Origin of the sequence: Pseudomonas mangiferae (assembly GCF_007109405.1) — a bacterium.
Classification (GTDB): Bacteria; Pseudomonadota; Gammaproteobacteria; order Pseudomonadales; family Pseudomonadaceae; genus Pseudomonas_T; species Pseudomonas_T mangiferae.
Window position 1 is genome coordinate 12,619 of record NZ_VJOY01000023.1, and the last position, 26,218, is coordinate 38,836.

Genomic DNA, 26,218 nt, shown 5'->3' on the forward strand with positions numbered 1-26,218 from the left:
GCGCGCCGCCCGCCGCGAGTGGCCCGTCCATTGCGGACGGGCCGGCAGTCATCGCCTCAGTGTAGCGGCGGACGCGCCAGGCTGGCGCCGCCGTCTTCCAGGCGCTGGTGCGCCGCAGCATGGCGATGGCCACGGTCGGCGCTTTCGCTGTCGCTGACGGGCGCCAGCGAGGCGGCTTTCTTGGGCCGGCTGGCCCAGTCGGCGATCAGTTGGTCGCGCCAGGCCGGGTAGTAGGCGCCATGCACACGCTCCACCTCGGCCAGCGCGGCGTTGTAGCCGTCCAGGTCGTTACGCCGCAGGTAGCCGGCCAGGGCCAGGTGACGCTGCGGGTCGCGGCTCTGCAGGTAGCGATGCAGGGTGTAGGACCAGTGGTAGACCATGCTGTCGCCGCTGCCGTAGGACAGGTGCAGGATGTCGCCCACCCCCGGGCGCTGCGCCGGCTCGCTGCGGCTGATGTCGTCCAGGCCGCGGGGGAAGGTGTCGCCCCAGGCCAGGTATTCCGCCAGGCCTTCGGACCACCAGGTGGTCACGTCCAGCGGGTAGTGGCCGAACGGGCCGTACTGGTCGAAGCGGCCATCCAGGTAATGCACGTACTCGTGGTTGAGGTTCCACACCTGCCAGGTGGGCGTCGCCCGCTCATAGGCGAAGAAGCGCGCCTGGTTGTCCGGCCGCGACGGGTCGCCCTCAATGTAGATGCCGCCGTTGTCGGTGCTGACGCCGTACAGCACGCCGGCGTACTTCTGGTACTGCTCGGCACTGGAAAACACCACCAGCTCCAGGGTCTTGTTGTAGTCGTCGGCCACTGGCTGGTTGCCGGTCTGCATGATGCGGTGGAAGTCCTGCTCCTGGTTCGCCAGGCTGCGGCAGATGGTATCCAGGTGCTGCGAGGTAAGGGCCTGGGAGCGCACGTTGAGGGTCGGCCCGCAGACGTGGGTCTGGGGCAGCACCTCGCCGATCTCGAAGCGGTGGCAGAGCCCGTCGAAACGGGTGGCACAGCTGTTGTCCACGTCGCCGCGGTAGGCGAACTCCACGTAGTAGCTGCGGAAGTTGCTCTTCAGCTCCAGGTCATCCAGCTTGCCCTGGCCCAGGTGGGCCTGCATGACCCGCCGCGCGGCCTGGTCGGCGTGCTCGCCCCAGGCGGCGTCGCCCAGGCCGTGGAGCTTGCCCAGGGCCTCAATGGCGTTCATCACGATGAAGCCGTCATTGTTGCGCCACAGGGCGTTGTGGCCGGTGGCGAGCTGGGCGACGGCGTCCAGCAGACGCGGTTCGGCGGCCACTGCCTGGCGCAGAACGCCGGTGCTGTAGCCGAAGCGGTCGAACAGATTGAGGGTCTCGAACACCGCGTCGCCGTAGGTGCTCTCGGCGCTCAGGGTCGGCACCGCGTCCAGGTGCTGCAGCAGGGCCAGCAGGCGTGGCAGGTGGCGCGCCAGCGCCGGGCTGATGTCGGCGGAGGCCAGGCCACCCAAGGCCACGACGTAGCCTTCGATCACCGCGCCGGACGCCTTCTGGTAGACCAGCAGGTCCTTCATCTGCGCCACCCGGTACAGGGCCCGCTCCAGCAGCGCCTGCTGCGCCGGCTCGGTCTTGGCCAGCCCGTGGTAGTAGTTGTAGGCCCGCAGGAAATACAGCAGGCGGTCGAGGTCCGGGTCCTGCATCGCCTCCTGCCGGGCGAGGAAATCGATGGACGCCAGCACCGCTTCCAGGCGGCCGGCCTTGCGATGATCGAAGGTCTCGACGAAGAACTCGTTGTCCAGCACCTCGCGCACCAGCGGCGAGAAGTCCGCCTTGCTGCGCAGGGTCGGGTCGATGGGCGGGTCCTGGGGCGTCTCGGGCTCGGCCGAGCCGGAGGCACGCAGGTCCAGTTGCACCCGGGCGATGGTGGAATAGGCCTTGCCGTCGCTCACCCGGTAGGCGAAGGCATCCTGGCCGTCCTGGTCGCGGTGGGCCTTGTAGCGGTACTCGCCGGTCTGGCTGTCCAGGCGCAGGGTGCCGCTACGTGGCCAGTCGATCACGGCGTAGGTCAGGGGATCGCCGTCGGCATCGCTGCCGATCACCCGGCCACGGAATTCACGGCCGGCATCGACCCGCTGGCTCTGCTCGGCGGCGGACGGCGCGCGATTGCCGTCGCTGCCGTCGGCGGCCAGCAGGGTGAGTTGCACGGTGGCCGCCTCGGACCAGGCCTTCCCGTCGGTGGCGCGGTACTCGAAGCTGTCGAACCGCGCGCTGGCGGTCGGGGTGTAGCGGTAGCGGCCGGTGTTGGCGTCCACGGTCACCTGGCCGTAGCGGGGCTGGCGGACGATGGCGTAGGAGATGGGGTCCAGGTCGGCGTCGCGGGCCCAGACCCAACTGGCGTGGGGCTGGCCGGCGGCGATGCGTTCGGCGTGGCCGCGCACCTCGGGGGCCTGGTTGGCCTGGGCGACGGCCAGGGCGAAGGGGCTCAGGCCCAGCAGCAGCAAGCTGCGGCGGATGCGGGAAGAGGCGTGATCGAGCATGACAGGCTCCGCGTTCAAGGCAGTGGAGCGGCGAAGCCTAGTCGAGGGTCCCTGGACGAAACCGTGTGAAACCGCACGTTCGTCCAAAATGGCTGGCCGAAACGGTACTTTCGTTCCAAATCTGCGACGGGCCTCTCACCGGCGCAGGCTGCCCTGGCGAACTGTACGAAAGTGTCTACCCGTACACGAAAAAGCCCGCACGAGGCGGGCTCTTTCGACAGCGGCGGGATCAGTTGACCTTGGGGTCCAGCTCACCGTTGGCGTAGCGTTGGAACATCACTTCCAGGGAGATCGGCTTGATCTTGCTGGCGTTGCCGGCGGTGCCGAAGGCCTCGTAGCGAGCGATGCAGACGTCACGCATGGCAGTGACGGTCTTCGCCAGGTACTTGCGCGGGTCGAACTCGCTGCGGTTCTTCGCCATGAACTCGCGGATCGCGCCGGTGGACGCCAGGCGCAGGTCGGTGTCGATGTTCACTTTGCGCACACCGTACTTGATGCCCTCGACGATTTCCTCGACCGGCACGCCGTAGGTTTCCTTGATATCGCCGCCGTACTCGTTGATCACCTTCAGCCATTCCTGGGGCACGCTGGAGGAGCCGTGCATCACCAAGTGGGTGTCGGGGATGCGCGCATGGATTTCCTTGATGCGCTGGATCGACAGGGTGTCGCCGGTGGGCGGCTTGGTGAACTTGTAGGCGCCGTGGCTGGTGCCGATGGCGATGGCCAGGGCATCCACCTTGGTGGCCTTGACGAAGGCGGCGGCTTCTTCCGGGTCGGTGAGCAACTGGCTGTGGTCCAGGGTGCCCTCGGCGCCGACGCCGTCTTCCTCGCCGGCCATGCCGGTCTCCAGGCTGCCCAGGCAGCCCAGCTCGCCTTCCACGGATACGCCGCAGGCATGGGCGAACGCCACGGTCTGCTGGGTCACGCGGACGTTGTAGTCATAGTCGGACGGGGTCTTGCCGTCGGCCTTCAGGGAGCCGTCCATCATCACCGAAGAGAAGCCCAGCTGGATCGAGCGCTGGCAGACGTCCGGGCTGGTGCCATGGTCCTGGTGCATCACCACGGGGATATGGGGGAATTCCTCGATGGCAGCGAGGATCAGGTGGCGCAGGAACGGGGCGCCGGCGTACTTGCGGGCACCGGCGGAGGCCTGCACGATCACCGGGGAGTCGGTCTTGTCGGCCGCTTCCATGATGGCGCGCATCTGTTCCAGGTTGTTGACGTTGAAGGCCGGAACGCCGTAGCCGAATTCGGCGGCGTGGTCCAGCATCTGGCGCATGCTGATGAGTGCCATGTCTTGCAGTCTCCCGAGGGGGTGGGCTGTTTTTCGGTGTGAAGCCTGCCGCAGCGGCGGGCTCCGTTCAAGTCGAGGGACGGCGGGCATGACCCGCCGTCCTCATGTTCAGGGTCAGGGCGCCTTGCAGCCCCGACCGACTAGGTCGTCGGTGGCGACCCAGTAGACCAGGCCCTGGTCGTCCCGCAGGTCGAAGGCCAGGCGGCCGTCGGTATAGAAGGCGCCGGAGGTCGCGGGTTCCTTCTCCAAGTGGTGCACCACGTCCTTCTCGCCCAGGCGCAGGTCGACGATGGACTGGCCGGCGTCCACGTAGCGCCACAGCACTTCGGCCTGGCTGTCGCAGACCCAGCGGGTCCAGTGGTCGCTGTCGCCTTCGCGCTGGCCGGCGCAACCGGCCAGCAGCGCGAGCAGGGAAAGGGGGATGACCTTGTTCATCGGCATTCCTCCGCGGCACCGGCGGGCCGGCGTCTCGCATCGCATTCGGAAGGCGGCGAACCGCCTTCGGGTTAGGGCATGGCTCAGGGGCAACGCTGCTCCGCCTGCCCGCTGCCCACCGGGTCCCCGGTGCTCTGGGCCTCGACCCGCTGGTCGTCCTGGGTAGTGGGCAGGATGACCTGGGGCGGGCTGATGACTTCGCAGGTATTGACCGGGCGGCCGTTGCAGGCGGCCAGGCCGACCAGCAGCGACAGAACGATGACATGACGCATGGCGGTATCTCCTTTCGCGCTTCCTATAGGTAAGGACCGCCACCCGCCGTCATCGTTTGCCCCGTCGCCAGCGGGCCTTCGTCAGCCGCGGCGTTCGAGCACCTCGACCGCCGGCAGGACCTTGCCCTCGACGAACTCGAGGAAGGCGCCGCCCCCGGTGGAAATGTAGGAGATGTCCGCGGACACGCCGTACTTGTCGATGGCCGCCAGGGTGTCGCCACCGCCGGCGATGGAGAACGCCGGGCTCTCGGCGATGGCCTTGGCCAGGGCGCGGGTGCCGTTGCCGAACTGGTCGAACTCGAAGACGCCCACCGGACCGTTCCAGAGGATGGTCTTGGACGCCTTCAACAGGTCGGCGAAGTGGGCGGCGGTCTGCGGGCCGATGTCCAAGATCATGTCGTCGTCGGCCACGTCGGCCACGGCCTTGACGGTAGCCTCGGCGTCCTCGGCGAAGGCCTTGGCCACCACCACGTCGGTGGGCAGCGGCACGCTGACCTTGGCCGCGATGGCCTTGGCGGTGTCCACCAGGTCGGCCTCGTAGAGGGACTTGCCCACCTTGTAGCCGGCCGCGGCGAGGAAGGTGTTGGCGATGCCGCCGCCGACGATCAGTTGGTCGCAGAGGGACGACAGGCTGTTGAGCACGTCCAGCTTGGTGGACACCTTGGACCCGGCGACGATGGCCGCCATGGGTTTCTCCGGGTGGCTCAGGGCCTTGCCCAGGGCTTCCAGCTCGGCCGCCAGCAGCGGACCGGCAGCGGCGATCTTGGCGAACTTGGCCACCCCGTGGGTCGAGCCCTCGGCGCGGTGGGCGGTGCCGAAGGCGTCCATCACGAACACGTCGCAGAGCTTGGCGTAGCGCTGGGCCAGTTCGTCGGCGTTCTTCTTCTCGCCGGCGTTGAAGCGCACGTTCTCCAGCAGCACCAGTTGGCCGGGCTGGACGTCCACGCCGTCGAGGTAGTCGCTCACCAGCGGCACCTCGCGGCCCAGGGCACGGCCCAGGTACTCGGCCACCGGCTTGAGGCTGTTCTCTTCGCTGAACTGGCCCTCGGTGGGGCGACCCAGGTGGGAGCAGACCATCACCGCGGCGCCCTTCTCCAGGGCCAGGCGCAGGGTCGGCAGGGCCGCGACGATACGCGCGTCGCTGGCCACCGCACCGTCCTTGACCGGCACGTTGAGGTCTTCGCGGATCAGCACGCGCTTCCCGGCGAGGTCGAGGTCGGTCATCTTCAAGACGGTCATGGCGGTTCAGTCCTTTGCAGCGGTTTGAGGGGAGACGGCGGCGCCCAGGTAGTGGGCGGCGACGTCGAGCATGCGGTTGGCGAAGCCCCATTCGTTGTCGAACCAGGCCAGCAGGTTCACCAGGCGCGGGCCGGAAACCCGGGTCTGGCTGCCGTCGACGATGGCGGAATGGGGATCATGGTTGAAATCGCAGCTGGCGTGGGGCAGTTCGGTGTAGGCCAGCAGGCCGCGCAAGGGGCCGTGTTCGGCCGCCTCCCGCAGCACCCGGTTGACCTCTGCGGCGCTGGTGTCGCGGGCGGTCTGCAGGGTGATGTCGAGGGCCGAGACGTTCACCGTCGGCACGCGTACCGCTTTGGCCTGAATCCGCCCGGAGAGTTCCGGCAGCAGCCGCTCGATGCCCCGGGCCAGGCCGGTGGACACCGGGATCACCGACTGGAACGCCGAGCGGGTCCGGCGCAGGTCTTCGTGGTGGTAGGCGTCGATCACCGGCTGGTCGTTCATCGCCGAGTGAATGGTGGTGATGGACACGTATTCCAGGCCGATGGCCTGGTTCAGCCGCTGCAGCAGCGGCACGCCGCAGTTGGTGGTGCAGGAGGCGTTGGAGACCAGCCGCTCGGCGCCGCTGAGGGCCTGGTGGTTGACCCCGAACACCACCGTGGCGTCCACGTCGGCCTCGCTGGCCATGGGCTGGGAAAACAGTACCCGCGGCGCCCCGGCGGCGAGGAAGCGCTCGCCGTCGGCGCGGGTGTGGTAGGCGCCGGAGCACTCCAGCACCAGGTCCGCCTCCAGGGCGCGCCAGTCGATGCCCTCGGGGGTTGCGCTGCGCAGTACCTTCACGCAGTCGCCGTTGAGGTGCAGGCAGTCGCCGTCCACCCGCACGTCGCCAGGGAAACGGCCGTGGGTGGAGTCGAAGCGGGTCAGGTATTCCAGGCTGGCCTGGTCGGCCAGATCGTTGAGGGCGACGATCTCGAAGCCCGCCGCGTCCTTGCGTTCGTACAACGCACGGAGCACGCAGCGGCCAATGCGGCCGTAGCCGTTGAGGACGACGCGAGGGAGACGACGCTGGGACATGGGGGCGGGCCTTGGTAGCCGTCCGGCGGCGGCGGATGGCACGGTCGCCCGCGCCCCGCCCACCGCCGTCGTGCATCAGTCTTCGAGCAGTTCGTCGGCGGTCGCCAGCACGTTCTCGACGGTGAAGCCGAAGTGCTCGAACAGCGCGCCCGCGGGGGCCGACTCGCCGTAGCCGGTCATGCCGATCACCCGGCCGTCGAGGCCCACGTACTTGTACCAGTAGTCGGCGTGGCCGGCCTCGATGGCGATCCGCGCACCGACTTCCACCGGCAGTACCGACTGCCGGTAGGCGGCATCCTGGGCATCGAACACGCTGGTGGACGGCATCGACACCACCCGCACACGGCGCCCACGAGCCGTCAGCGCGTCGGCGGCAGCGATGGCCAGGCCCACTTCAGAACCGGTGGAAATGAAGATCAGCTCGGGCTCGCCGGCGCAGTTCTTCAGCACGTAGCCGCCGCGGGCGATGGCCGCCTCGGTCTCGTGGTCGCGCAGGTTATGGGGCAGGTTCTGCCGGGAGAAGATCAGCGCGCTGGGGCCGTCCTTGCGCTCGATGGCGTGTTTCCAGGCCACCGCGGCTTCCACCGCGTCGGCCGGGCGCCAGGTGTCGAGGTTCGGGGTGAGGCGCAGGCTGGCCAACTGTTCCACCGGCTGGTGGGTCGGGCCGTCCTCGCCGAGGCCGATGGAGTCATGGGTGAACACGTAGAGCACCCGCTGCTTCATCAGCGCCGACATGCGCACCGCGTTGCGCGCGTACTCCATGAACATCAGGAAGGTGGCGCCGTAGGGGATCAGGCCGCCGTGCAGGGCGATGCCGTTCATCATGGCGCTCATGCCGAACTCGCGGACGCCGTAGTACATGTAGTTGCCCGAGGCGTCTTCCTGTACCACCGGCTTGCAGCCTTTCCACAGGGTCAGGTTGGAACCGGCCAGGTCGGCGGAGCCGCCCAGCAGTTCCGGCAGCAGCGGGCCGAAGGCGTTCAGGCAGTTCTGGCTGGCCTTGCGGCTGGCGATGGTCTCGCCTTTCTCGGCCACGGCGCGGATGAAGGCGGAGGCCTGCTCGGAGAAGTCCGCCGGCAGCTCGCCGGCCATGCGCCGGACGAACTCGTTGGCCAGCTCCGGGTAGGCGGCGGAGTAGTCGGCGAAGCGCTGGTTCCACTCGGCCTCGGCGGCCTTGCCGGCGTCCTTGGCGTCCCACTCGGCGTAGATCTCGGCGGGCACTTCGAACGGCGCGTGGTTCCAGTTGAGGGCAGCGCGGGTCAGGGCGATCTCGTCGTTGCCCAGGGCGGCGCCGTGGCTTTCTTCCTTGCCCTGCTTGTTGGGCGAACCGAAGCCGATGATGGTCTTGCAGCAGATCAGGGTCGGCTGCTCGCTCTTGCGGGCGGTCTCGATGGCGGTCTGGATTTCTTCCGCGTCATGCCCGTTGACGTTGCGGATCACCTGCCAGCCATAGGCCTCGAAGCGCTTGGGCGTGTCGTCGGTGAACCAGCCGTGCACCTCACCGTCGATGGAAATGCCGTTGTCGTCGTAGAAGGCGATCAGCTTGCCCAGGCCCAGGGTGCCGGCCAGGGAGCACACCTCATGGGAAATGCCTTCCATCATGCAGCCATCGCCGAGGAACGCGTAGGTGTAGTGGTCGACGATGCGGTGGCCGTCGCGGTTGAACTGGGCGGCCATGATCTTTTCCGCCACCGCCATGCCCACGGCGTTGGCGATGCCCTGGCCCAGGGGACCGGTGGTGGTCTCGACGCCCGGGGTGTAGCCCAGTTCCGGGTGGCCGGGGGTCTTGCTGTGGAGCTGGCGGAAGTTCTTCAGGTCGTCGATGGACAGGTCGTAGCCGGTCAGGTGCAGCAGCGAGTAGATCAGCATCGACCCGTGGCCGTTGGACAGCACGAAGCGGTCGCGGTCGGCCCAGTGGGGGTTGGTGGGGTTGTGCTTGAGGTAGTCGCGCCAGAGGACTTCGGCGATATCGGCCATGCCCATGGGGGCACCCGGGTGGCCGCTGTTGGCTTTTTGCACAGCATCCATGCTGAGGGCACGGATGGCGTTGGCACGCTCACGACGGCTGGGCATCGCTGATCTCCTGAAAAGGCTGCTTGCGAAAAGGCCGGCATTTTCGCCCAGCCTGACCCGCCGGAGCAATCTCAGATGGTCGCGGGATCGCCATGGCAGACGAATGTGGTCACGCCAGGGGCCCGCCGCCGCGATTCGTTCAGCCCCTCGCCCCGGCCGCGCCGCCCTCCGCCAGGCAGGGTGCGCGGAATAGCTCGCCGTGCCAGATGCCGCGCAGCGTGCGGCTCATCACCAGCGTCCAGACCGCCGCCAACTGCAGCCCGAGGAAGCCGCCCAGCCAGGCGAAGGCGGCAAGACCGGTGAGGCGATGCAGCTCGAGGGTCGCCAGGGTGAATGCCCCCAGGGGAAAGGTGAACCCCCACCAGCCGAGGTTGAAGACCATGCGCTGGCGGATGTAGCGCATGGTGAACAGGCTGGCGATCGCCAGCCACCAGAACCCGGCGCCCCACAGCGCCAGGCCGCCCACCAGACCGATGTCCCGCGCCAGCTGGGCGGCGCCCTGCAGCGGCGTGCCGGCGAAGGCGGCCGGCGCGCCCTGGCCCATCAGCAGCAGCCCCAGGCAGCCGGTGGCCAGCGGCCCCAGGGGCAACCAGCTGGTGGCGGCGAAATCGGTGTCCGGCAGCTTGTGCAAGGCCAGGCGCAGCAGCACCAGGGTGACCAGGGAGAACGCCAGGCTCAGGGACAGCCCCCACATCACGTAGCCGGCTGCCAGGATCGCCCGCGCCGACCCGGCGTCCAGGTGCGGGGCCAGCAGACCGGAGGTGCCCGCGGCCACCTCCGGTGCGACGATGGGCAGCAGCCAGACCGCGGTGAGCGTCTCCAGGGCATGGGCCTGGCGGGTGAACATCAGGTACGGCACCAGCAGCGCCGAGCCGCAGGCGAGGGCCGCGTCCAGCCACCACAGGCTGTGGGCGAGCTCGTAGACCGCCCCGCCCCAACGGGGCGCGCCGAAGCGCAGCAGGCCGCCGATCAGGGTCGCCAGCCCCATGGGGATGGCGCCGAGGAACATCGACTGCACCGGGTGCAGCAGCATCGGCGCCAGGGTGTCGCGGAACAGCAGCAGGCGCGCCGCGAACAGGCCGCCGAACAGCAGGAACAGCAGGCTCGCCAACCACCACAGCGCTTCCGCCAGCGCCTGCTGACCCGGCAGCCCGCCCGGCAGGTTCGCCAGCACCAGGGCGAGCACGCCGGTGCCCATGGTCATGGCGAACCAGCTGGGGGTGAAGTGGCGGACGAAGGCCCAGGGTTCGGGCAGGCGGGTGAACGGGCGCGGCATGGCTGACTCCGGTCGGGTGGACCCGTAGCAGGTCAAGAAGATGGTCAGGCTAGCCAGACGAATGCCATAGTAAAAATACATCTTTCGCATCACAGCCATACCGGACAGGCATGAACCTTCACCACCTTCGCGTATTCCTCGCCGTCGCCGAGGCCGGCGGCATCAGCGCCGGGGCAGCGCGCCTGCATATCAGCCAGCCGGCCGTGACCCGGGAAATCCGCGAATTGGAAGCCAGCGTCGGGCTGGCCCTGTTCGACCGCCAGCCCCGCGGCGTGCGCCTTACCGAGGGTGGCCAGCGACTGCTCCAGCACGCCCAGCGCCTCTTCGCCCTGGAGCGCGCCGCGGAGCGGGAGCTGCGCGCCTTCGCCGGGCTCGACGACGGCGAGCTGCGCCTGGGCGCCAGCGCCACCCTCGGCGCCTACGTGCTGCCGCCCTGGGTCGAGCGCTTCCATGCCCGGCACCCCGCGGTGCTGATCGAACTGCAGGTCAGCAACACCCGGGCGGTGACCGAACAACTGGACGACGGGCGTATCAGCCTGGGCTTCGTCGAGGGGCCGTTCCGCCAGGCGGACTATGCCCACCACCGGCTGGCCCGGGACACACTGCTGCCGGTAGTGGGCCCGGGCCATCCCCTGGCCGGCCGCAGCAATCTGCTCGCCGCCGACCTGGCGACCCACTCGCTGTACCTGCGCGAGCCGGGCTCGGGCACCCGCGCGTGCATCGAGCAGGCCTATGCCACCCTCGGCCTGGAGGTTCAGGCGCGGATGTCCGTCGGCAGCAGCGAGGCGTTGAAGCGGCTGGTGGCCGGTGGGCAGGGCATCGCCTGGCTCTCGGAGCATGCCGTGGACGCGGAGCTGGCGCAGGGGCGGTTGCTGCGCCTGGACCTGCGCGACCTGGTCATCGAGCGCGACCTGCACGTGCTCTGGCGCGCCGCCGACAGCCTGAGCCCGGCGCCCGCCGCCTTTCTCCAGGACCTGCTGGACGCGCCAGGCAATATCAAAACTTTTTGATACAGCCATTGCTGTATGAAAAGTAGCCGACTAGACTGCGCAACCCATGAGCCTGCGCATTCCCCAGCTCCGCTACGAGCCCAGCGACGAACTGGCCGCCCTGTGCAAGGCCGGGGGCGACCCGTTGCGCCTGAACGTGCTGCGGGCGCTGGCCAACGATTCGTTCGGGGTACTGGAGCTGGCACAGATCTTCGCCATCGGTCAGTCAGGGGTCAGCCACCACCTCAAGGTGCTCGCCCAGGCCGGCCTGGTGGCCAGTCGCCGCGAGGGCAATGCGATCTTCTACCGGCGCGCCTTGCCCTCGGCGGATCGCCTGGGCGGCGCGCTGCACGCGGCGCTGCTGGCGGAAGTGGACGAGTTGCAGCTGCCGGAGCCGGTGCGCGAGCGCATCGCCGCGGTGCACCGCCAGCGGGCGGCGGCCAGCAGCGACTTCTTCGCGCGCATCGCCGACAGTTTCCAGGCACGGCAGGACCTGATCGCAGGACTGCCCCACTACCGCGACAGCGTGCTGGCCCTGCTGGATGCCCTGGCCTTCCCCGCCACGGCCACGGCGCTGGAGGTCGGCCCCGGCGACGGCGGGTTCCTGCCGGACCTGGCGCGGCGCTTCAGCCGGGTCACGGCCCTGGAGAACAGCCCGGCCATGCTGGAGCTGGCACGCATGCACTGCGAGGCCCAGGCCCTGGGCAACGTCGACCTGCTCCTGGTGGACGCCCTCGGCGAGCACCCGGCGGACGCCGACTGCGTGGTGCTGAACATGGTGTTGCATCACCTCGCCGCACCCGCCGACGCCCTGCGCCGGCTGGCCGGGCGGGTACGGGCCGGCGGCAGTCTGCTGGTGACCGAGCTGTGCCGCCACGACCAGAGCTGGGCCAGGGAGGCCTGCGGCGATCTCTGGCTGGGCTTCGAACAGGAGGACCTGGCCCGCTGGGCCGGCGCCGCGGGGCTCACGCCCGGCGAAAGCCTCTACATTGGCTTACGAAACGGCTTTCAGATTCAGGTACGGCACTTTGCCAAGCCGGATGCGAAGCAAACCCAGGTATGAATAGGATCCTGAAATGAGCGAATACTCCCTGTTTACCTCCGAGTCCGTGTCCGAAGGCCATCCGGACAAGATTGCCGACCAGATCTCCGATGCCGTGCTCGACGCCATCATCACCCAGGACAAGCACGCCCGCGTGGCCTGCGAGACCCTGGTGAAGACCGGCGTGGCGGTGGTGGCCGGCGAAGTCACCACCAGCGCGTGGGTCGACCTGGAGGAGCTGGTGCGCAAGGTCATCCTCGACATCGGCTATGACAGTTCGGAAGTCGGCTTCGACGGCGCCACCTGCGGCATCATCAACATCATCGGCAAGCAGTCGGTGGACATCGCCCAGGGCGTCGACCGGGCCAAGCCCGAGGACCAGGGTGCCGGCGACCAGGGCCTGATGTTCGGCTACGCCAGCAACGAGACCGACGTGCTGATGCCGGCGCCGATCCGCTTCTCCCACGCCCTGGTGGAGCGCCAGGCCGAGGCCCGCAAGTCCGGCCTGCTGCCGTGGCTGCGCCCGGACGCCAAGTCCCAGGTCACCTGTCGCTACGACGGCGGCAAGGTGGTGGGCATCGACGCCGTGGTGCTGTCCACCCAGCACAACCCGGAGGTCAGCCTGGCCGACCTGCGCGAGGCGGTGATGGAGCTGATCATCAAGCACACCCTGCCGGCCGAGCTGCTGCACAAGGACACCCAGTTCCACATCAACCCGACCGGCAACTTCGTGATCGGCGGCCCGGTGGGCGACTGCGGCCTGACCGGGCGCAAGATCATCGTCGACTCCTACGGCGGCATGGCCCGCCACGGCGGCGGCGCGTTCTCCGGCAAGGACCCGTCCAAGGTGGACCGTTCCGCGGCCTACGCCGGTCGCTACGTGGCGAAGAACATCGTCGCCGCTGGCCTCGCCGAGCGCTGCGAGATCCAGGTCTCCTACGCCATCGGCGTGGCCCAGCCCACGTCCATCTCGCTGAACACCTTCGGCACTGGCAAGATCGCCGACGACAAGATCATCGCCCTGGTCCGCCAGCACTTCGACCTGCGCCCTTACGCCATCACCACGATGCTCGACCTGCTGCACCCGATGTACCAGGCCACCGCGGCCTACGGTCACTTCGGGCGCGCCCCGCAGGAGATCACCGTGGGCGATGACACCTTCACCAGCTTCACTTGGGAACGCACCGACAAGGCCGACGCCTTGCGCGCCGACGCCGGTCTCTGACCCGCCGCGCGTGACCCGAGCCCCGCCCCGGCGGGGCTTTTTCATGGACGCGCGGCACCCCGCCCTGGTCTAGACTGCGGCTTCCTCCGTTCGAGCAAGGATGCTCACGATGACCCGCTGGATCACTTCGGCGTTGCTCGCCTTCGCCTTCGCCTGCGCCCCGCTGTCCGCCGCTCCCGCCAACTGTCCCGACTGGCCACCCGCCCGCGCCTCAGGCGAGCTGCGCGCCCTCGACCGGCGCCTGGCCGAGTGGGACGACTCCTACCACCGCCAGGGCGCCAGCCCGGTGGACGACGCCCTCTATGACCAGGCCCGCGCCACCCGCACCCTCTGGAGCACCTGCTTCCCCGACCTCGCCGCGCCCGAGCCGGCGCCCCTGGCCACGGCGGCCGGCGAACGACGCCACCCGGTGGCCCAGACCGGCCTGGCCAAGCTGCGCGACGAGGCGGCGGTGCGCGCCTGGATGGCCAGCCGGGACGACCTCTGGATACAGCCGAAGGTGGACGGCGTCGCGGTGACCCTGGTCTACCGCGACGGCCGCCTGGCCCAGGCCATCAGCCGTGGCGACGGCGCCCAGGGCCAGGACTGGACAGCGACCGCACGACGCCTTCCGGCGATTCCGCCGCAGCTGCCGTCCCGCAAGCCGCTGATCCTCCAGGGCGAGCTGTACTGGCGTCTGCCGGAGCATGTCCAGGCCGAGGTCGGCGGGGCCGGCGCCCGGGCGAAGGTCGCTGGCGCGCTGGCGCAGCGGAATCCCGACGACACCACCCTGGCGGGAATCGGCCTGTTCGTCTGGGACTGGCCCAACGGGCCGGCGGACATGCCGGCCCGCCTGGCGGGCCTGGAGCGGCTGGGCTTCACCGAGGCCGTGGCGCTCACCCGGCCGCTGGCCTCGGCGGAGGACGCCGTTCGCTGGCGCGCCCGCTGGTACCGCGAGGCGCTGCCGTTCGCCCGGGACGGCGTGGTGATCCGCCAGGGACGGCGCCCGCCGGCGCAGCGCTGGCGAGCGGAGCCGCCGGCCTGGGCGATCGCCTGGAAATACCCGGCCGAACGTGCCCTGGCCGCGGTGCGGGCGGTGACCTTCACTGTCGGCCGAAGCGGACGCATCACTCCGGTGCTGGACCTGGAGCCGGTACGCCTGGACGATCGCCAGGTGCGCCGGGTCGGCGTCGGCTCCCTGCAGCGCTGGCGCGCCCTGGATATCCGCCCAGGCGACCACGTGGCGCTGAGCCTGGCCGGGCTGACCATCCCGCGCCTGGACGGCGTGGTCTGGCGCGCCGCCGAACGCCCACTGCCGGAGGCGCCCGACCCGGCCGCGCACCATCCGCTCAGTTGCTGGCGCGCCACGCCGGCCTGCGTCGAACAGTTCCAGGCACGCCTGGATTGGCTGGGCGGCACCCGCGGCCTGCGCCTGGACGGCGTCGGCGCCCAGACCTGGAAGACCCTGCAGGACAGTGGCCGGCTGGAGGGATTGCTGGACTGGCTGGACCTGGACGAAGCGGCCCTCGCCCGCCTGCCGGGCTTCGCCGAGCGCCGCGCGCATCAGGTGGCCCAAGCCTTCGCCGGCGCTCGCGGGCGGCCCTTCGCCCAGTGGCTGACCGCTCTGGGCGCGCCACCCGGTGTGGATGCCCGGGCGACGGACTGGCGCACCCTGGCCGCCCGTGACGAAGCGGAGTGGCGTCGCCGGCCAGGGGTGGGACCGGTGCGGGCCCGGCGGCTGGCGGCGTTCTTCCGTCACCCCGAAGTGCAGGCGCTGCGGGAGCGCCTGCAGCGAGCCGGGGTGGCCGGGTTTCAGTAGGCGCGGAATTCCTTGTGGCAGGCCTCGCAGCTGTCCTCCACCGCCTTCACCGCGGGCTCCACGACCTGGGGCTGGAGCGGCTGGACGGCGCTGGCGGCCACCAGGGCATGGGTTTTCTGCTGCAGGTCGTCGGCCAGCGCCTTGAAGCGCGCCTGGCGCTGCCAGACGTCGTCGCGGGCGCTGCTCTTGTCTTCCTTGGCATCGGGGAAGTACTGCCAGGGCTGGGCCGAGAGCTGGTCCAGCTTCAGCGCATTGGCGGCGAAGCGCTTCGGGTCGAACGTCACCCGCCCGCGCAGCATGCCGCCCAGGTCCTCGCTGGTATGGAGCATGTCCTTGAACAGCGCCTTGCGCTTGCCCAGGGGCGAGTTGGGATCGACGCCGCCACAGGCGGACAGGAGCAGGGCAGCCAGCAGGGGCACGGCTACCCGAAGGGTCATTCTGGTTGTCATGGATCAGGCATCACGCGGGAACAAGGCGCCGCCAGTATCCGCAGACGCCCGGCAAATACCAAGCCGGGCGACGCTTTGTCGCACCCGCGGAGCAGGGTCAGGGCGCTTCCCAGCGGCCCCCGGCGTTTTCGCAGTCGGTCTTGCTCTGGGCCTTGTCCTGGGCCTGGTAGTAGTAGGTGACCAGGCGCGCGTCCCGGCCTACCTGGGGCGGGGCGACGCCTTCGCCCTTACGACCGGCGGACGCCTGGTTACCCAGGGTTTCCTGGGTCAGGGCGGACACGCAGCGGCCGAAGTGCCCGGACGGGCAGCTGGCGCGCTTCTCCCGGTGGGTCTTCTGCACATCCTTGGTGGTGTCGTTGCACGACCAGTCCATCGCCCCCTCGGGCGTGCCCTGGAATTCGTAGCAGGTTTGCGTATGGGCACCGCTGGGTCCGGCCATGGCCGGCTCGGTGCTGACGTAACAGGACTCGGCGAAAGCCGGAAGGCTGCACGCGCCCATCAGGGCGAGCGCACCGGCGCGCAATATGCTGAACATGTTCAACCTCCGCGACCGTCGCCGCCGGTATGGCGGCCATGGCTGTTGACCCGCGGGGTGGAACGGGAGTTCGTCCGCGGCGACGTCAGGCATCGTCGCCCTCGCCTTCGCCCGCGCGGCCCTGCTTGCCGTGGGGCGTCGGCCGGCCGTGCTCGTCCAGGTTGACGTAGACGATCCGTTCCACGGTGAGGATCGACTTGCGCGTCACCAGGTTGCGCACCTCGCAGCGCAGGGTCAGGGAGGTACGGCCGAAGGCGGCGACTGACAGCCCCAGCTCCACCATGTCGCCGAGGCCCGCGGAGCTGACGAAGTTGATCTCCGACATGTACTTGGTCACCACCCGCGGGTTGTCCAGCTGCAGGATCGCGTAGATGGCCGACTCCTCGTCGATCCAGCGCAGCAGGCTGCCGCCGAACAGGGAACCGTTGGGGTTGAGGTCTTCGGGCTTGACCCACTTGCGGGTGTGGAAATCCATGTGGCGGCGGCTCGCGAACGCGGGAAAGCCGCCATCATCGCAGGTTTCCCTGAAGGCCGCCGGGACGACGAAAGGCTTGGGCTGCACCGACGAGCGGGCTATACTCGCGCGGTTGCACCAGGCGGCCTCCCGGTCGCCTTCCGCCACCCATCCGAGGGGCGCTGCAGCGGGCCGTCCGAGCGATGCGTCCGTCAGGCTCGGAGGGAGCGCGTCCCCACGGTGGCCATCGCGGCCCTGTAAACGCACAACGGCGCCCATTCGCACACCACGAATGGAGAACGCTTCGATGAGCGCTGTAATGACGCCTGCCGGTTTCAACGACTACAAGGTCGCCGACATTTCCCTGGCCGACTGGGGCCGCCGCGAGATCATCATCGCCGAGTCGGAAATGCCCGCGCTGATGGGCCTGCGCCGTAAGTACGCCGGCGAGCAGCCGCTGAAAGGCGCGAAGATCCTCGGCTGCATCCACATGACCATCCAGACCGCCGTGCTGATCGAGACCCTGATCGCCCTGGGCGCCGAGGTCCGCTGGTCGTCCTGCAACATCTTCTCCACCCAGGACCAGGCCGCCGCCGCCATCGCCGCCGCCGGCATCCCGGTGTTCGCCTGGAAGGGCGAGACCGAGCCGGAATACGAGTGGTGCATCGAGCAGACCATCCTCAAGGATGGCAAGCCGTGGGACGCCAACATGATCCTCGACGACGGCGGCGACCTGACCCAGATCCTCCACGACAAGTACCCGCAGGTGCTGGAGAAGGTCCACGGCGTCACCGAGGAGACCACCACCGGCGTGCACCGCCTGCAGGACATGCTGAAGAAAGGCACCCTGAAGATCCCGGCGATCAACGTCAACGACTCGGTCACCAAGAGCAAGAACGACAACAAGTACGGCTGCCGCCACAGCCTCAACGACGCCATCAAGCGCGGCACCGACCACCTGCTCTCCGGCAAGCAGGCGCTGGTGATCGGCTACGGCGACGTGGGCAAGGGCTCGGCCGCCTCGCTGCGCCAGGAAGGCATGATCGTCAAGGTCTCCGAGATCGACCCGATCTGCGCCATGCAGGCGTGCATGGACGGCTATGAGGTGGTCTCGCCCTACCTGGACGGCGCCAACGATGGCACCGACGCCAGCGTCGACAAGGCCCTGCTGGGCAAGATCGACCTGATCGTCACCACCACCGGCAACGCCAACGTCTGCGACGCCGGCATGCTCAAGGCGCTGAAGAAGCGCGCGGTGGTCTGCAACATCGGCCACTTCGACAACGAGATCGACACCGCCTTCATGCGCAAGCACTGGCACTGGGAAGAAGTGAAGCCCCAGGTGCACAAGGTCCACCGCACCGGCCAGAACGCGTTCGACCCGCAGAACGAGGACTACCTGATCCTGCTGGCCGAGGGCCGCCTGGTGAACCTGGGCAACGCCACCGGTCACCCCAGCCGGATCATGGACGGTTCCTTCGCCAACCAGGTGCTGGCGCAGATCCACCTGTTCAACGGCAAGTTCGCCGACCTGCCGGTGGTGGAGAAGACCCAGAACGTCACCGTCATGGTCCTGCCGAAGAAGCTCGACGAGGAAGTCGCCCTGGAGATGGTCAAGGGCTTCGGCGGCGTCGTCACCCGGCTGACCTCGGCCCAGGCCGAGTACATCGGCGTCGAGCCCCAGGGCCCGTTCAAGCCGGACAGCTACCGCTACTGATACGGGAACGGGCGGGCCTGTGGCCCGCCCACCACGTCCGCCCGGCCGGGGGGCATCCTACCCTCCCCGGCCACCCGACTCCGCGCTCAAGGAATCCGTGATGACGTCTTCCCGTTCCTCGATCAGCTTCGAGTTCTTCCCCACCAAGACCGAGGCCGGCCACGAAAAACTGCTGGAGAACGCGCACCGCCTGGCGCTCCGGCAACCCGACTTCTTCTCCTGCACCTACGGTGCCGGGGGCTCCACCCGCGACCGCACCCTGGAAACCGTGCTGCAGCTGGACCGCGAGGTGAAGGTCCAGACCGCGCCGCACCTGTCCTGCGTCGGCGACACCAAGGCCGAGCTGCGCACCCTGCTGGGGCGCTACCGCGAGGCGGGCATCCGCCGCATCGTCGCCCTGCGCGGCGACCTGCCCTCGGGCATGGGCATGGCCAGCGGCGAGCTGCGCTACGCCAACGAACTGGTGGAGTTCATCCGCCAGGAGACCGGCGAGCATTTCCACATCGAAGTGGCCGCCTACCCGGAGACTCATCCCCAGGCCCGCAACTTCGACGTCGACCTGGCGAACTTCGTGCGCAAGGCCCGGGCCGGCGCCAGCAGCGCCATCACCCAGTACTTCTTCAACGCCGACAGCTACTTCTATTTCGTCGAGCGGGTTCGGGCACAGGGGGTCGAGATCCCGATCATCCCCGGGATCATGCCCATCACCAACTACAGCAAGCTGGCGCGCTTCTCCGATGCCTGCGGCACGGAAATCCCGCGCTGGATACGCAAGCAGCTGGAGTCCTACGGCGACGACACGGCCAGCATCCTCGCCTTCGGCGAGCAGGTGATGACGCAGCTCTGCGAGCGCCTGCTGGCAGGCGGCGCGCCGGGGCTGCACTTCTATACCCTGAACCAGGCCGAGCCGAGCCTGGCCCTGTGCGACAACCTCGGCCTGTCGCGCTGACCCTCGCGCGGGCCCCGGCGACCTGCCGGGCGCCCGCCGATGCCGCTTCGGGCAACCGTCGAACGGGGGTAGCGGTGCGACCGCCCGCCTCTGTTATACTCGGCGCTCCCGCCAGGCTTACGCCCGGACGCTCGGCCTCTCTCGGCCCAGCGGGACCGGACGGGATCCCCTCCTGACGAGCCTCCTGCGCGGAGCGCTCGTCCACCGGCGATTCAAGCCAGGCTGATTCCATCGGGCCCAGCCCCCACTAGACAGGATCTCTCATGTCCTTTGCTTCCCTCGGTCTCTCCGAGGCTTTAGCCCGCGCCGTCGAGGCCGCCGGCTACACCCAGCCCACTCCAGTGCAACAGCGGGCGATTCCCGCCGTGTTGCAAGGTCGCGATCTGATGGTCGCCGCCCAGACGGGCACGGGCAAGACCGGCGGTTTCGCCCTTCCGGTTCTCGAAATCCTCTTCCCGGGCGGCCACCCGGACAAGTCGCGCCGCCACGGCCCGCGCCAGCCCCGGGTGCTGGTGCTGACACCGACCCGCGAACTGGCCGCCCAGGTCCATGACAGCTTCCGCCTGTATGCCCGCGACCTGCCCCTGGTCAGCGCCTGCATCTTCGGCGGCGTCGGCATGAACCCGCAGGTCCAGGCCCTGGCCAAGGGTGTCGACGTGCTGGTGGCCTGCCCCGGCCGCCTGCTCGACCTGGCCAACCAGAAGGCCATCGACCTGTCCCACGTGGAAATCCTGGTCCTCGACGAAGCCGACCGGATGCTCGACATGGGCTTCATCCACGACGTGAAGAAGGTCCTGGCGAAGCTGCCGGCCCAGCGGCAGAACCTGCTGTTCTCCGCCACCTTCTCCAAGGACATCACCGACCTCGCCAACAAGCTGCTGCACGATCCGGAACGGATCGAGGTGACCCCGCCGAACACCACGGTGGAGCGCATCGAGCAGCGGGTCTTCCGCCTGCCCTCCAGCCACAAGCGCGCCCTGCTGGCCCACCTGATCACCCAGGGTGCCTGGGAACAGGTGCTGGTCTTCACCCGCACCAAGCACGGCGCCAACCGCCTGGCCGAGTACCTGGACAAGCACGGCCTGCCGGCCGCCGCCATCCACGGCAACAAGAGCCAGAACGCGCGGACCAAGGCCCTGGCCGACTTCAAGGCCAACGCCATCCGTATCCTGGTGGCCACCGACATCGCCGCCCGCGGCCTGGACATCGACCAGTTGCCCCATGTGGTCAACTTCGAGTTGCCTAACGTCGAGGAAGACTACGTGCACCGCATCGGCCGCACCGGCCGGGCCGGCCGCAGTGGCGAAGCCATTTCCCTGGTGGCGCCGGACGAAGAGAAGCTGCTCAAGGCCATCGAGCGCCTGACCAAGCAGCGCATTCCCGACGGCGACGCCCAGGGTTTCGACGCCAGCGCCGTGGAAGCGGAGAAGCCCGAGGTCCGGGCGCCGCAACCGCCACGCCAGGCCCGCGCACCACGTGCCGCCAGCGAGAGTGGCGAAGGGCGCGCCAAGCAGAAGAAAACCGGGGAAGGCGAACGCCAGAAGAGCGAGCGCCAGCCCGCCCGCAACACTGCCAAGGGCCCGCGCGACGCCAAGGCCACGCCCAAGGCCCGCGATGCCCGTGCACCGCTGCCGCCGGCGGATCGTGATCCGGAAGAGTTCCTCGACGACGACTACGACAACTTCGGTAACCGCGCCGACTACGTGCCGCCGCAACCGGCCAACCCCGGCCGCGGTCAGCGCCGCGGTGGTGGTGCCGGCACCGGCAATGCGGGCCAGGGCAAGCCGCGCCAGCCGGGCCAAAGCCAGGGCCAGGGCCAAGGCGCCAAGGGCGGCGCGCGGGACGGTTCGCGCAGCGGTCGCCCCCGCGCCAACGGGGCAGGCCAGGGGCGTTCGGACAGCCGTCGCGAGCCGGCCCGCGCCGAGCGCAGCGAGCCTGCCGTGCAGGATGGCCGCAGCAAGCCGCAGCCGAAGATCATCCACAAGGAATCCCGCGAGCGTTACCCCACCGCGGAGCAGCTGGACCAGTTGCAGAACACCAAGCCGCGCGGCGAGAAGCCGGCGCTGCTGACCCGCAACCGCTGATGACACCGGGCGGCCGCGGCCGCCCTTGCCAGAACGAAAAACGCCGGCCCTTGGGCCGGCGTTTTTCTTTTCCGGGAGCGCGTTACTTGCGCACGCCCTCGAAGGAGATGATCAGTTCCAGCTCTTGGGAGGCCGGGCCCGGGCCCTTCATGCCGAAGTCTTCCAGCTTGAGGGTGGTATCGCCTTCGAAGCCGGCGCGGTAGCCGCCCCACGGGTCCTTGCCCTCACCGAGGAACTTGGCCTTGATCACCACCGGCTTGGTCACGCCGTTGAGGGTCAGGTTGCCGGTAATGTCGGCAGTGTCCTTGCCGGTGGACTTCACCGCGGTGGATTCGAAAGACGCGGTCGGGTTCTTCTCGACGTTCAGGTACTCGGCGCTGCGCAGGTGCTTGTCGCGCTCGGCGTGGTTGGTGTCGACGCTGGCGGTCTTCAGGTCGACCTTCACCTTGCTCGCCTCGGGCTTGGCGGCATCGAAGCTGAAGCTGCCATCGAAGTCCTTGAAGGTGCCGTAGATCCAGCTGTAGCCCAGGTGGCTGATCTTGAAGGTGACGAAGGCGTGCTGGCCTTCCTTGTCGATCTGGTAGTCGGCGGCCATGGCCTGACCGGCGAACATGGCGACGCCCAGGGTCAGGCCGGCGAGGGTTTTCTTCAACATCGGTGGAGCTCCTTACGGGATGGTGAAACGGGAGTCGTCAGGTAACGACGGTTGATCGGGGGCGGACTTTAGGCTCGCCGTCCGGTACGGCCGAACATCCGCACCAGGGTGGCGTCGCGGTCGACGAAATGATGCTTAAGGGCGGCCAGGGCATGGATCGCGGACAGCACCACCAGGGTCCAGGCCAGGTACAGGTGAATCTTGCCCGCCACGTCTTCCTGGTGCGGCAGGCCAGTGACGGTGGCCGGCACCTCGAACAGGCCGAACACGGCGATGCCACGGCCGTCGGCGGTGGAAATCAGGTAACCGGAGACCAGCAGGGCGAACAGCCCGAGGTATAGCAGCGCGTGGCCCGCCTTCACCGCCAGCCGGGTCGGCCGGCTGTGGACCAGGGCCGGGGGCGGCGGGCTGACGAAACGCCAGACCAGGCGGCCGACCATCACAACCAGCAGCACCAGCCCGATGCTCTTGTGCAACTCGGGGGCGGTGCGGTACCAGGGGCTGTAGTAGTCCTGGCCGACCATCCACAGGCCGAGGGCGAACATGCCGAAGAACACCAGCGCCACGCCCCAGTGCAGGAGGATCGCGACCAGGCCATAGCGGGAGGGGGAATTACGCCATTGCATGAAAAAACCGTCCGGGCCAAAGGATGGGGTACAGCCTAACGGCAAATCTATCGAATTAAAGCGGAAAATTTCGCTTTGAAATATCGAGCAAACAGATGGTTGCCCGGTGCCCTCGGGCAGACGGCACGGGCGGAGCCAGGGGGCGGGGACGCACACGGCGCCGGCGCAAGGCCGGCGCCGCGCGGAGGATCAGTTGAACAGGCGGGAGAAGAAACCCTTCTCCGCCGGCTCGCCGGCCTTGGCCGGGGTGGCGGGCGCCGGCGTCGCGCTGGCGACCTGCTCGTCCACCGGCTCGACCGGCTTGCCGGCCAGCAGGGTCTGGGCCTGGTTGGCGGCCCGCTCACCACTGCGCAGGGCGCCTTCCAGGGTGCCGGGGTAAAGCGCATCGGTGTGCTCGCCGGCGAAGATCACCCGGCCCAGGGGCTTTTCCCACATCCGCCAGTAGAGGCTGATCTCGCCAGGCCCATAGGCCAGGTAGGACCCGCCGAACATCGGGTCCTTGCCGTAGCGGCGCAGCTCGTAGCCATTGAAGAACTCCCGGGCGCCGGGGTAGAGGCGGTCGAAGCGGATCAGCACCTGATCCACCAGCTGCTTGTCGCCGAAGGCCTGCATCAGCCGGGCATTGTCACCCGACAGGTTGATCAGCAGGTTGGCGCCGCCCTTCAGGGCCGGCTCGGCCCACAGCATCCCCAGGCCCTGGTCGCTGTAGACCTCGCCGCTCAAGCGGGTCTTGCCCCACACCGGCTTCTTGAACTTCAACAGCATCTGGTCGCGCCAGCCGTAGTTGATATCTTTCAGGGAGCGCTGCTGCAGCGGGGTCAGGGCCGGGGTCATGGCGATCTTGTCGAGGGCCGCCAGGGGCACGGTGAGCACCACGTAGTCGGCGCTGTAGCCGGTGGGGCCGACCTTGACCGTGGCCTTGTCCTTCTCCTGGACGATGGCCGAGACGCGAGCACCGGTCTTCACCGTCTTCAGCTTGCCGGCGAACGCCTGGGCCAGGACCTGGCTGCCGCCCGGCAGGCGCGCGGCGCGCATGTCGGCGTCCGGCAGGCCGCGGTAGACCCGGGCCTGCTGAGCGAGGTAGAGCAGCGAGAGGCGCGACGGCTCGTCGTAGCGGGAGCGGATGCGCTGGTCCACCAGGGCGCGGCTCACCGGCGGCAGCGCCAGCTTGTCCAGCCAGCGCTTGGCGCTGATGGCGTCGAGGGACTTCAGGGTGGTGCTGGCCAGCGGCTTGAGCGGGTCGCTGATGGAAGCGGCCAGGTCGTCCAGGGTCTTGTCGAAACGCTTGAGGCCTTCGGCGACCTGGGGTGACTGCTTCTGCAGGTCGTCCTCGGAGAAGTAGTGGCCGTCGATCAGGTAGCCCGGGGTCCGCACGTAGTCCGGGGCGTCCACAGTCTTCAGCTTGAATTCGTCCAGGTAGTGGTGCAGCGAGGGCTGTAGGCGGGGGCTGCCGATCCACTCGGTATTGGCCAGCCCGGATCGGCCGCCGATGCTCGGCCGTGACTCCAGAAGCGTCACCTGCCAGCCCTTCTCTTGGAGTTCGTAGGCGGCGGTGAGGCCGGACATGCCACCTCCGATCACGATCGCCGTCGGCTGCCTGTCCTTGCCCAGCGCCAGCGCGCTGAAGAGTCCCATCGCCACCAGCGCGCACGCGCGCACCCAGCCTGCCGACATTGCCGCCACTCCCCCGCTATCAAAGAGCGCGCAGGATACGATAGCGCCCACAGGCCGGCCAGCCGTATTCCGTCGACTCGATCTGGTAGGCTGCGCGGCCCGATGAACGAGGAAACGCCCATGAGCCTGAACGCCGACTGGATGCAACGCGACCTCGCCGTGCTGTGGCACCCCTGCACCCAGATGAAGGACCACGAGCGACTGCCGGTGGTGCCGATTCGTCGCGGCGAAGGGGTCTGGCTGGAGGACTTCGACGGCAAGCGCTACCTGGACGCCGTCAGTTCCTGGTGGGTCAACGTCTTCGGCCACGCCAACCCGCGCATCGGCGACCGCATCAAGTCGCAGCTGGACGAACTGGAACACGTGATGCTGGCCGGCTTCACCCATCCGCCGGTGGTGGAGTTGTCCGAGCGCCTGGTGGCGATCACCCCGCCGGGCCTGTCCCGGGTGTTCTACGCGGACAACGGGTCCTCGGGCATCGAGGTGGCGCTGAAGATGAGCCACCACTACTGGATCAACGTCGGCCAGCCGGGCAAGCGGCGCTTCGTCACCCTGAGCAACAGCTACCACGGCGAGACGGTGGCGGCCATGTCGGTGGGGGACGTGGCGCTGTTCACCGAGACCTACAAGGCGCTGCTGCTGGACAGCCTCAAGGTGCCCAGCCCGGACTGCTACCTGCGCCCGGAGGGCATGGACTGGGAAACCCACTCGCGGCAGATGTTCGCCCACATGGAGCGCACCCTCGCCGAGCACCACCGGGAGGTCTCGGCGGTGATCGTCGAGCCGCTGATCCAGGGCGCCGGCGGCATGCGCATGTACCACCCGGTGTACCTGCAGCTGCTGCGGGACGCCTGCGACCGCTACGGCGTGCACCTGATCCACGACGAGATCGCCGTGGGCTTCGGCCGCACCGGGACGATGTTCGCCTGCGAGCAGGCCGGCATCACCCCGGACTTCCTGGTGCTGTCCAAGGCCCTCACCGGCGGCTACCTGCCCATGGCCGCGGTGCTCACCACCGACACCGTGTACGCCGCCTTCTACGACGACTACGCCACCCTGCGGGCCTTCCTGCACTCCCACACCTACACCGGCAACCCCCTGGCCTGCGCGGCCGCCCTGGCCACCCTGGACATCTTCGAGCAGGACCGGGTGATCGAGGCCAACCGGGCGCTGTCGGCCCGCATGGCCCAGGCCTGCGCTCACCTGGCCGACCATCCCCACGTGGCCGAGGTGCGCCAGACCGGCATGGCCCTGGCCATCGAGATGGTCGCCGACAAGGCCGGCAAGGTGCCCTACCCCTGGCAGGAACGCCGCGGCCTCGCCGTGTACCAGCACGCCCTGTCCCGCGGTGCGCTGCTGCGGCCCCTGGGCAACGTGGTGTATTTCCTGCCGCCCTATGTCATCACCCCGGAGCAGATCGACTTCCTCGCCGAGGTCGCCACCGAAGGCATTGATCTGGCCACCCGCGACCGCGTACAGGTGGCCAGCGGCCTCGACCTCCACCCCAACCACCGCGACCCGGGTTGAAATAGCGGGAGGAGCCCGTTGCCCTTCATGTGCGGTCCACTGGTGGATGGGTGAAGCGTCATCCACCCTACCCGGGCCCCTGAGGATGATCGCCCCTCATCCGCCGGAGACGCTGCCTAAATGGCCCGTAGGGTGGATGCCACCGTCTCATCCACCAAACCGCCACTCCAAAGCCGGGATGACACCGCCTGCCCCCCCACCTCCTGGCCGACCACTCCATCCCCCCCCAGTCCCGTAGGGTGGATGACGCCGTCCTCATCCACCAAACCGCCACTCCGAGGCCAGGGATAAGACACCACCTGCCTCCACCGCCCTGATCACCGACCCGCCCCATCCCCCACG

Annotated in this window: 22 protein-coding genes and 1 riboswitch; of the genes, 8 read left to right on the plus strand and 14 right to left on the minus strand. The window is 68.9% G+C overall.

All coding sequences use genetic code 11. The annotated features are described in order from the left end of the window. Positions 1–56: 56 nt before the first annotated feature. The 8 genes from FM069_RS20115 to FM069_RS20150 form a co-directional block, all read right to left on the minus strand. Positions 57–2,492, minus strand: coding sequence for a collagenase (locus FM069_RS20115; protein WP_143490191.1), 2,436 nt, complete (start codon positions 2,490–2,492; stop codon positions 57–59). 229 nt (positions 2,493–2,721) lie between these two features. Further along, the gene (fba, locus tag FM069_RS20120) at positions 2,722–3,786 is read right to left on the minus strand and encodes a class II fructose-bisphosphate aldolase (RefSeq protein ID WP_143490192.1); all 1,065 of its coding nucleotides are present in this window, start codon (positions 3,784–3,786) and stop codon (positions 2,722–2,724) included. Between the two features lie 114 nt (positions 3,787–3,900). Continuing rightward, positions 3,901–4,221: an MliC family protein gene (locus FM069_RS20125; protein ID WP_143490193.1), complete on the minus strand. Its 321-nt coding sequence runs from the start codon at positions 4,219–4,221 to the stop codon at positions 3,901–3,903. Between the two features lie 83 nt (positions 4,222–4,304). Continuing rightward, positions 4,305–4,493 (minus strand): hypothetical protein, encoded by a 189-nt coding sequence (locus tag FM069_RS20130; RefSeq protein WP_143490194.1) that lies wholly within the window; start codon positions 4,491–4,493, stop codon positions 4,305–4,307. Positions 4,494–4,574: 81 nt separating this feature from the next. Further along, positions 4,575–5,732, minus strand: a complete 1,158-nt coding sequence (locus tag FM069_RS20135; RefSeq protein WP_143490195.1) for a phosphoglycerate kinase — start codon at positions 5,730–5,732, stop codon at positions 4,575–4,577. Between the two features lie 6 nt (positions 5,733–5,738). Next, positions 5,739–6,803, minus strand: coding sequence for an erythrose-4-phosphate dehydrogenase (epd, locus tag FM069_RS20140; protein ID WP_143490196.1), 1,065 nt, complete (start codon positions 6,801–6,803; stop codon positions 5,739–5,741). 75 nt (positions 6,804–6,878) lie between these two features. Then, positions 6,879–8,876: a transketolase gene (tkt, locus tag FM069_RS20145; protein ID WP_143490197.1), complete on the minus strand. Its 1,998-nt coding sequence runs from the start codon at positions 8,874–8,876 to the stop codon at positions 6,879–6,881. 139 nt (positions 8,877–9,015) lie between these two features. Next, on the minus strand, positions 9,016–10,152 hold the full coding sequence (locus FM069_RS20150) for a TDT family transporter (RefSeq protein ID WP_143490198.1): 1,137 nt from the start codon (positions 10,150–10,152) through the stop codon (positions 9,016–9,018). A 110-nt stretch (positions 10,153–10,262) separates the two neighbouring features. Between FM069_RS20150 and FM069_RS20155 the strand changes: the two genes are divergently transcribed. The 4 genes from FM069_RS20155 (at position 10,263) to ligB (ending at position 15,206) form a co-directional block, all read left to right on the plus strand. Continuing rightward, positions 10,263–11,162, plus strand: coding sequence for a LysR family transcriptional regulator (locus FM069_RS20155; protein ID WP_143490199.1), 900 nt, complete (start codon positions 10,263–10,265; stop codon positions 11,160–11,162). Between the two features lie 46 nt (positions 11,163–11,208). Then, positions 11,209–12,204: an ArsR/SmtB family transcription factor gene (locus FM069_RS20160; protein WP_143490200.1), complete on the plus strand. Its 996-nt coding sequence runs from the start codon at positions 11,209–11,211 to the stop codon at positions 12,202–12,204. Between the two features lie 13 nt (positions 12,205–12,217). Next, positions 12,218–13,408 (plus strand): methionine adenosyltransferase, encoded by a 1,191-nt coding sequence (gene metK, locus FM069_RS20165; RefSeq protein ID WP_143490201.1) that lies wholly within the window; start codon positions 12,218–12,220, stop codon positions 13,406–13,408. Positions 13,409–13,517: 109 nt separating this feature from the next. After that, complete coding sequence (ligB, locus tag FM069_RS20170) at positions 13,518–15,206, plus strand: NAD-dependent DNA ligase LigB (protein ID WP_143490202.1); 1,689 nt, start codon at positions 13,518–13,520, stop codon at positions 15,204–15,206. On the opposite strand, the gene FM069_RS20175 is transcribed toward ligB, so the two are convergent. The 3 genes from FM069_RS20175 to FM069_RS20185 all read right to left on the minus strand — a co-directional run bounded on the left by FM069_RS20175 (position 15,200) and on the right by FM069_RS20185 (position 16,665). Then, entirely contained in the window at positions 15,200–15,643 is a 444-nt protein-coding gene (locus tag FM069_RS20175) for a c-type cytochrome (RefSeq protein ID WP_143490203.1), read from the minus strand. The two genes, ligB and FM069_RS20175, sit on opposite strands and share 7 nt — an antisense overlap. 109 nt (positions 15,644–15,752) lie before the next feature. Continuing rightward, positions 15,753–16,190: a hypothetical protein gene (locus tag FM069_RS20180; protein ID WP_143490204.1), complete on the minus strand. Its 438-nt coding sequence runs from the start codon at positions 16,188–16,190 to the stop codon at positions 15,753–15,755. A gap of 85 nt (positions 16,191–16,275) precedes the next feature. Beyond that, positions 16,276–16,665, minus strand: a complete 390-nt coding sequence (locus tag FM069_RS20185) for an acyl-CoA thioesterase (protein WP_143490205.1) — start codon at positions 16,663–16,665, stop codon at positions 16,276–16,278. Positions 16,666–16,812: 147 nt separating this feature from the next. Next, positions 16,813–16,928: riboswitch (S-adenosyl-L-homocysteine riboswitch) on the plus strand. A gap of 23 nt (positions 16,929–16,951) precedes the next feature. Between FM069_RS20185 and ahcY the strand changes: the two genes are divergently transcribed. The 3 genes from ahcY (at position 16,952) to FM069_RS20200 (ending at position 21,394) form a co-directional block, all read left to right on the plus strand. After that, positions 16,952–18,361: an adenosylhomocysteinase gene (gene ahcY / locus FM069_RS20190; protein WP_143490206.1), complete on the plus strand. Its 1,410-nt coding sequence runs from the start codon at positions 16,952–16,954 to the stop codon at positions 18,359–18,361. Positions 18,362–18,461: 100 nt separating this feature from the next. Then, complete coding sequence (metF, locus tag FM069_RS20195) at positions 18,462–19,310, plus strand: methylenetetrahydrofolate reductase [NAD(P)H] (RefSeq protein WP_143490207.1); 849 nt, start codon at positions 18,462–18,464, stop codon at positions 19,308–19,310. 263 nt (positions 19,311–19,573) lie between these two features. Continuing rightward, a complete protein-coding gene (locus FM069_RS20200) occupies positions 19,574–21,394 on the plus strand; it encodes a DEAD/DEAH box helicase (protein ID WP_143490208.1) in 1,821 nt (606 codons plus the stop codon). Between the two features lie 82 nt (positions 21,395–21,476). On the opposite strand, the gene FM069_RS20205 is transcribed toward FM069_RS20200, so the two are convergent. The 3 genes from FM069_RS20205 to FM069_RS20215 form a co-directional block, all read right to left on the minus strand. Further along, positions 21,477–22,049, minus strand: coding sequence for a YceI family protein (locus tag FM069_RS20205; protein WP_143490209.1), 573 nt, complete (start codon positions 22,047–22,049; stop codon positions 21,477–21,479). A gap of 68 nt (positions 22,050–22,117) precedes the next feature. After that, positions 22,118–22,675 (minus strand): cytochrome b, encoded by a 558-nt coding sequence (locus FM069_RS20210; RefSeq protein WP_143490210.1) that lies wholly within the window; start codon positions 22,673–22,675, stop codon positions 22,118–22,120. A 189-nt stretch (positions 22,676–22,864) separates the two neighbouring features. Continuing rightward, positions 22,865–24,241, minus strand: a complete 1,377-nt coding sequence (locus FM069_RS20215; RefSeq protein ID WP_233282091.1) for a flavin monoamine oxidase family protein — start codon at positions 24,239–24,241, stop codon at positions 22,865–22,867. 228 nt (positions 24,242–24,469) lie between these two features. On the opposite strand from FM069_RS20215, the gene FM069_RS20220 reads away from it, so the two are divergent. Next, entirely contained in the window at positions 24,470–25,876 is a 1,407-nt protein-coding gene (locus FM069_RS20220) for an adenosylmethionine--8-amino-7-oxononanoate transaminase (protein WP_143490212.1), read from the plus strand. Positions 25,877–26,218: the final 342 nt, after the last annotated feature.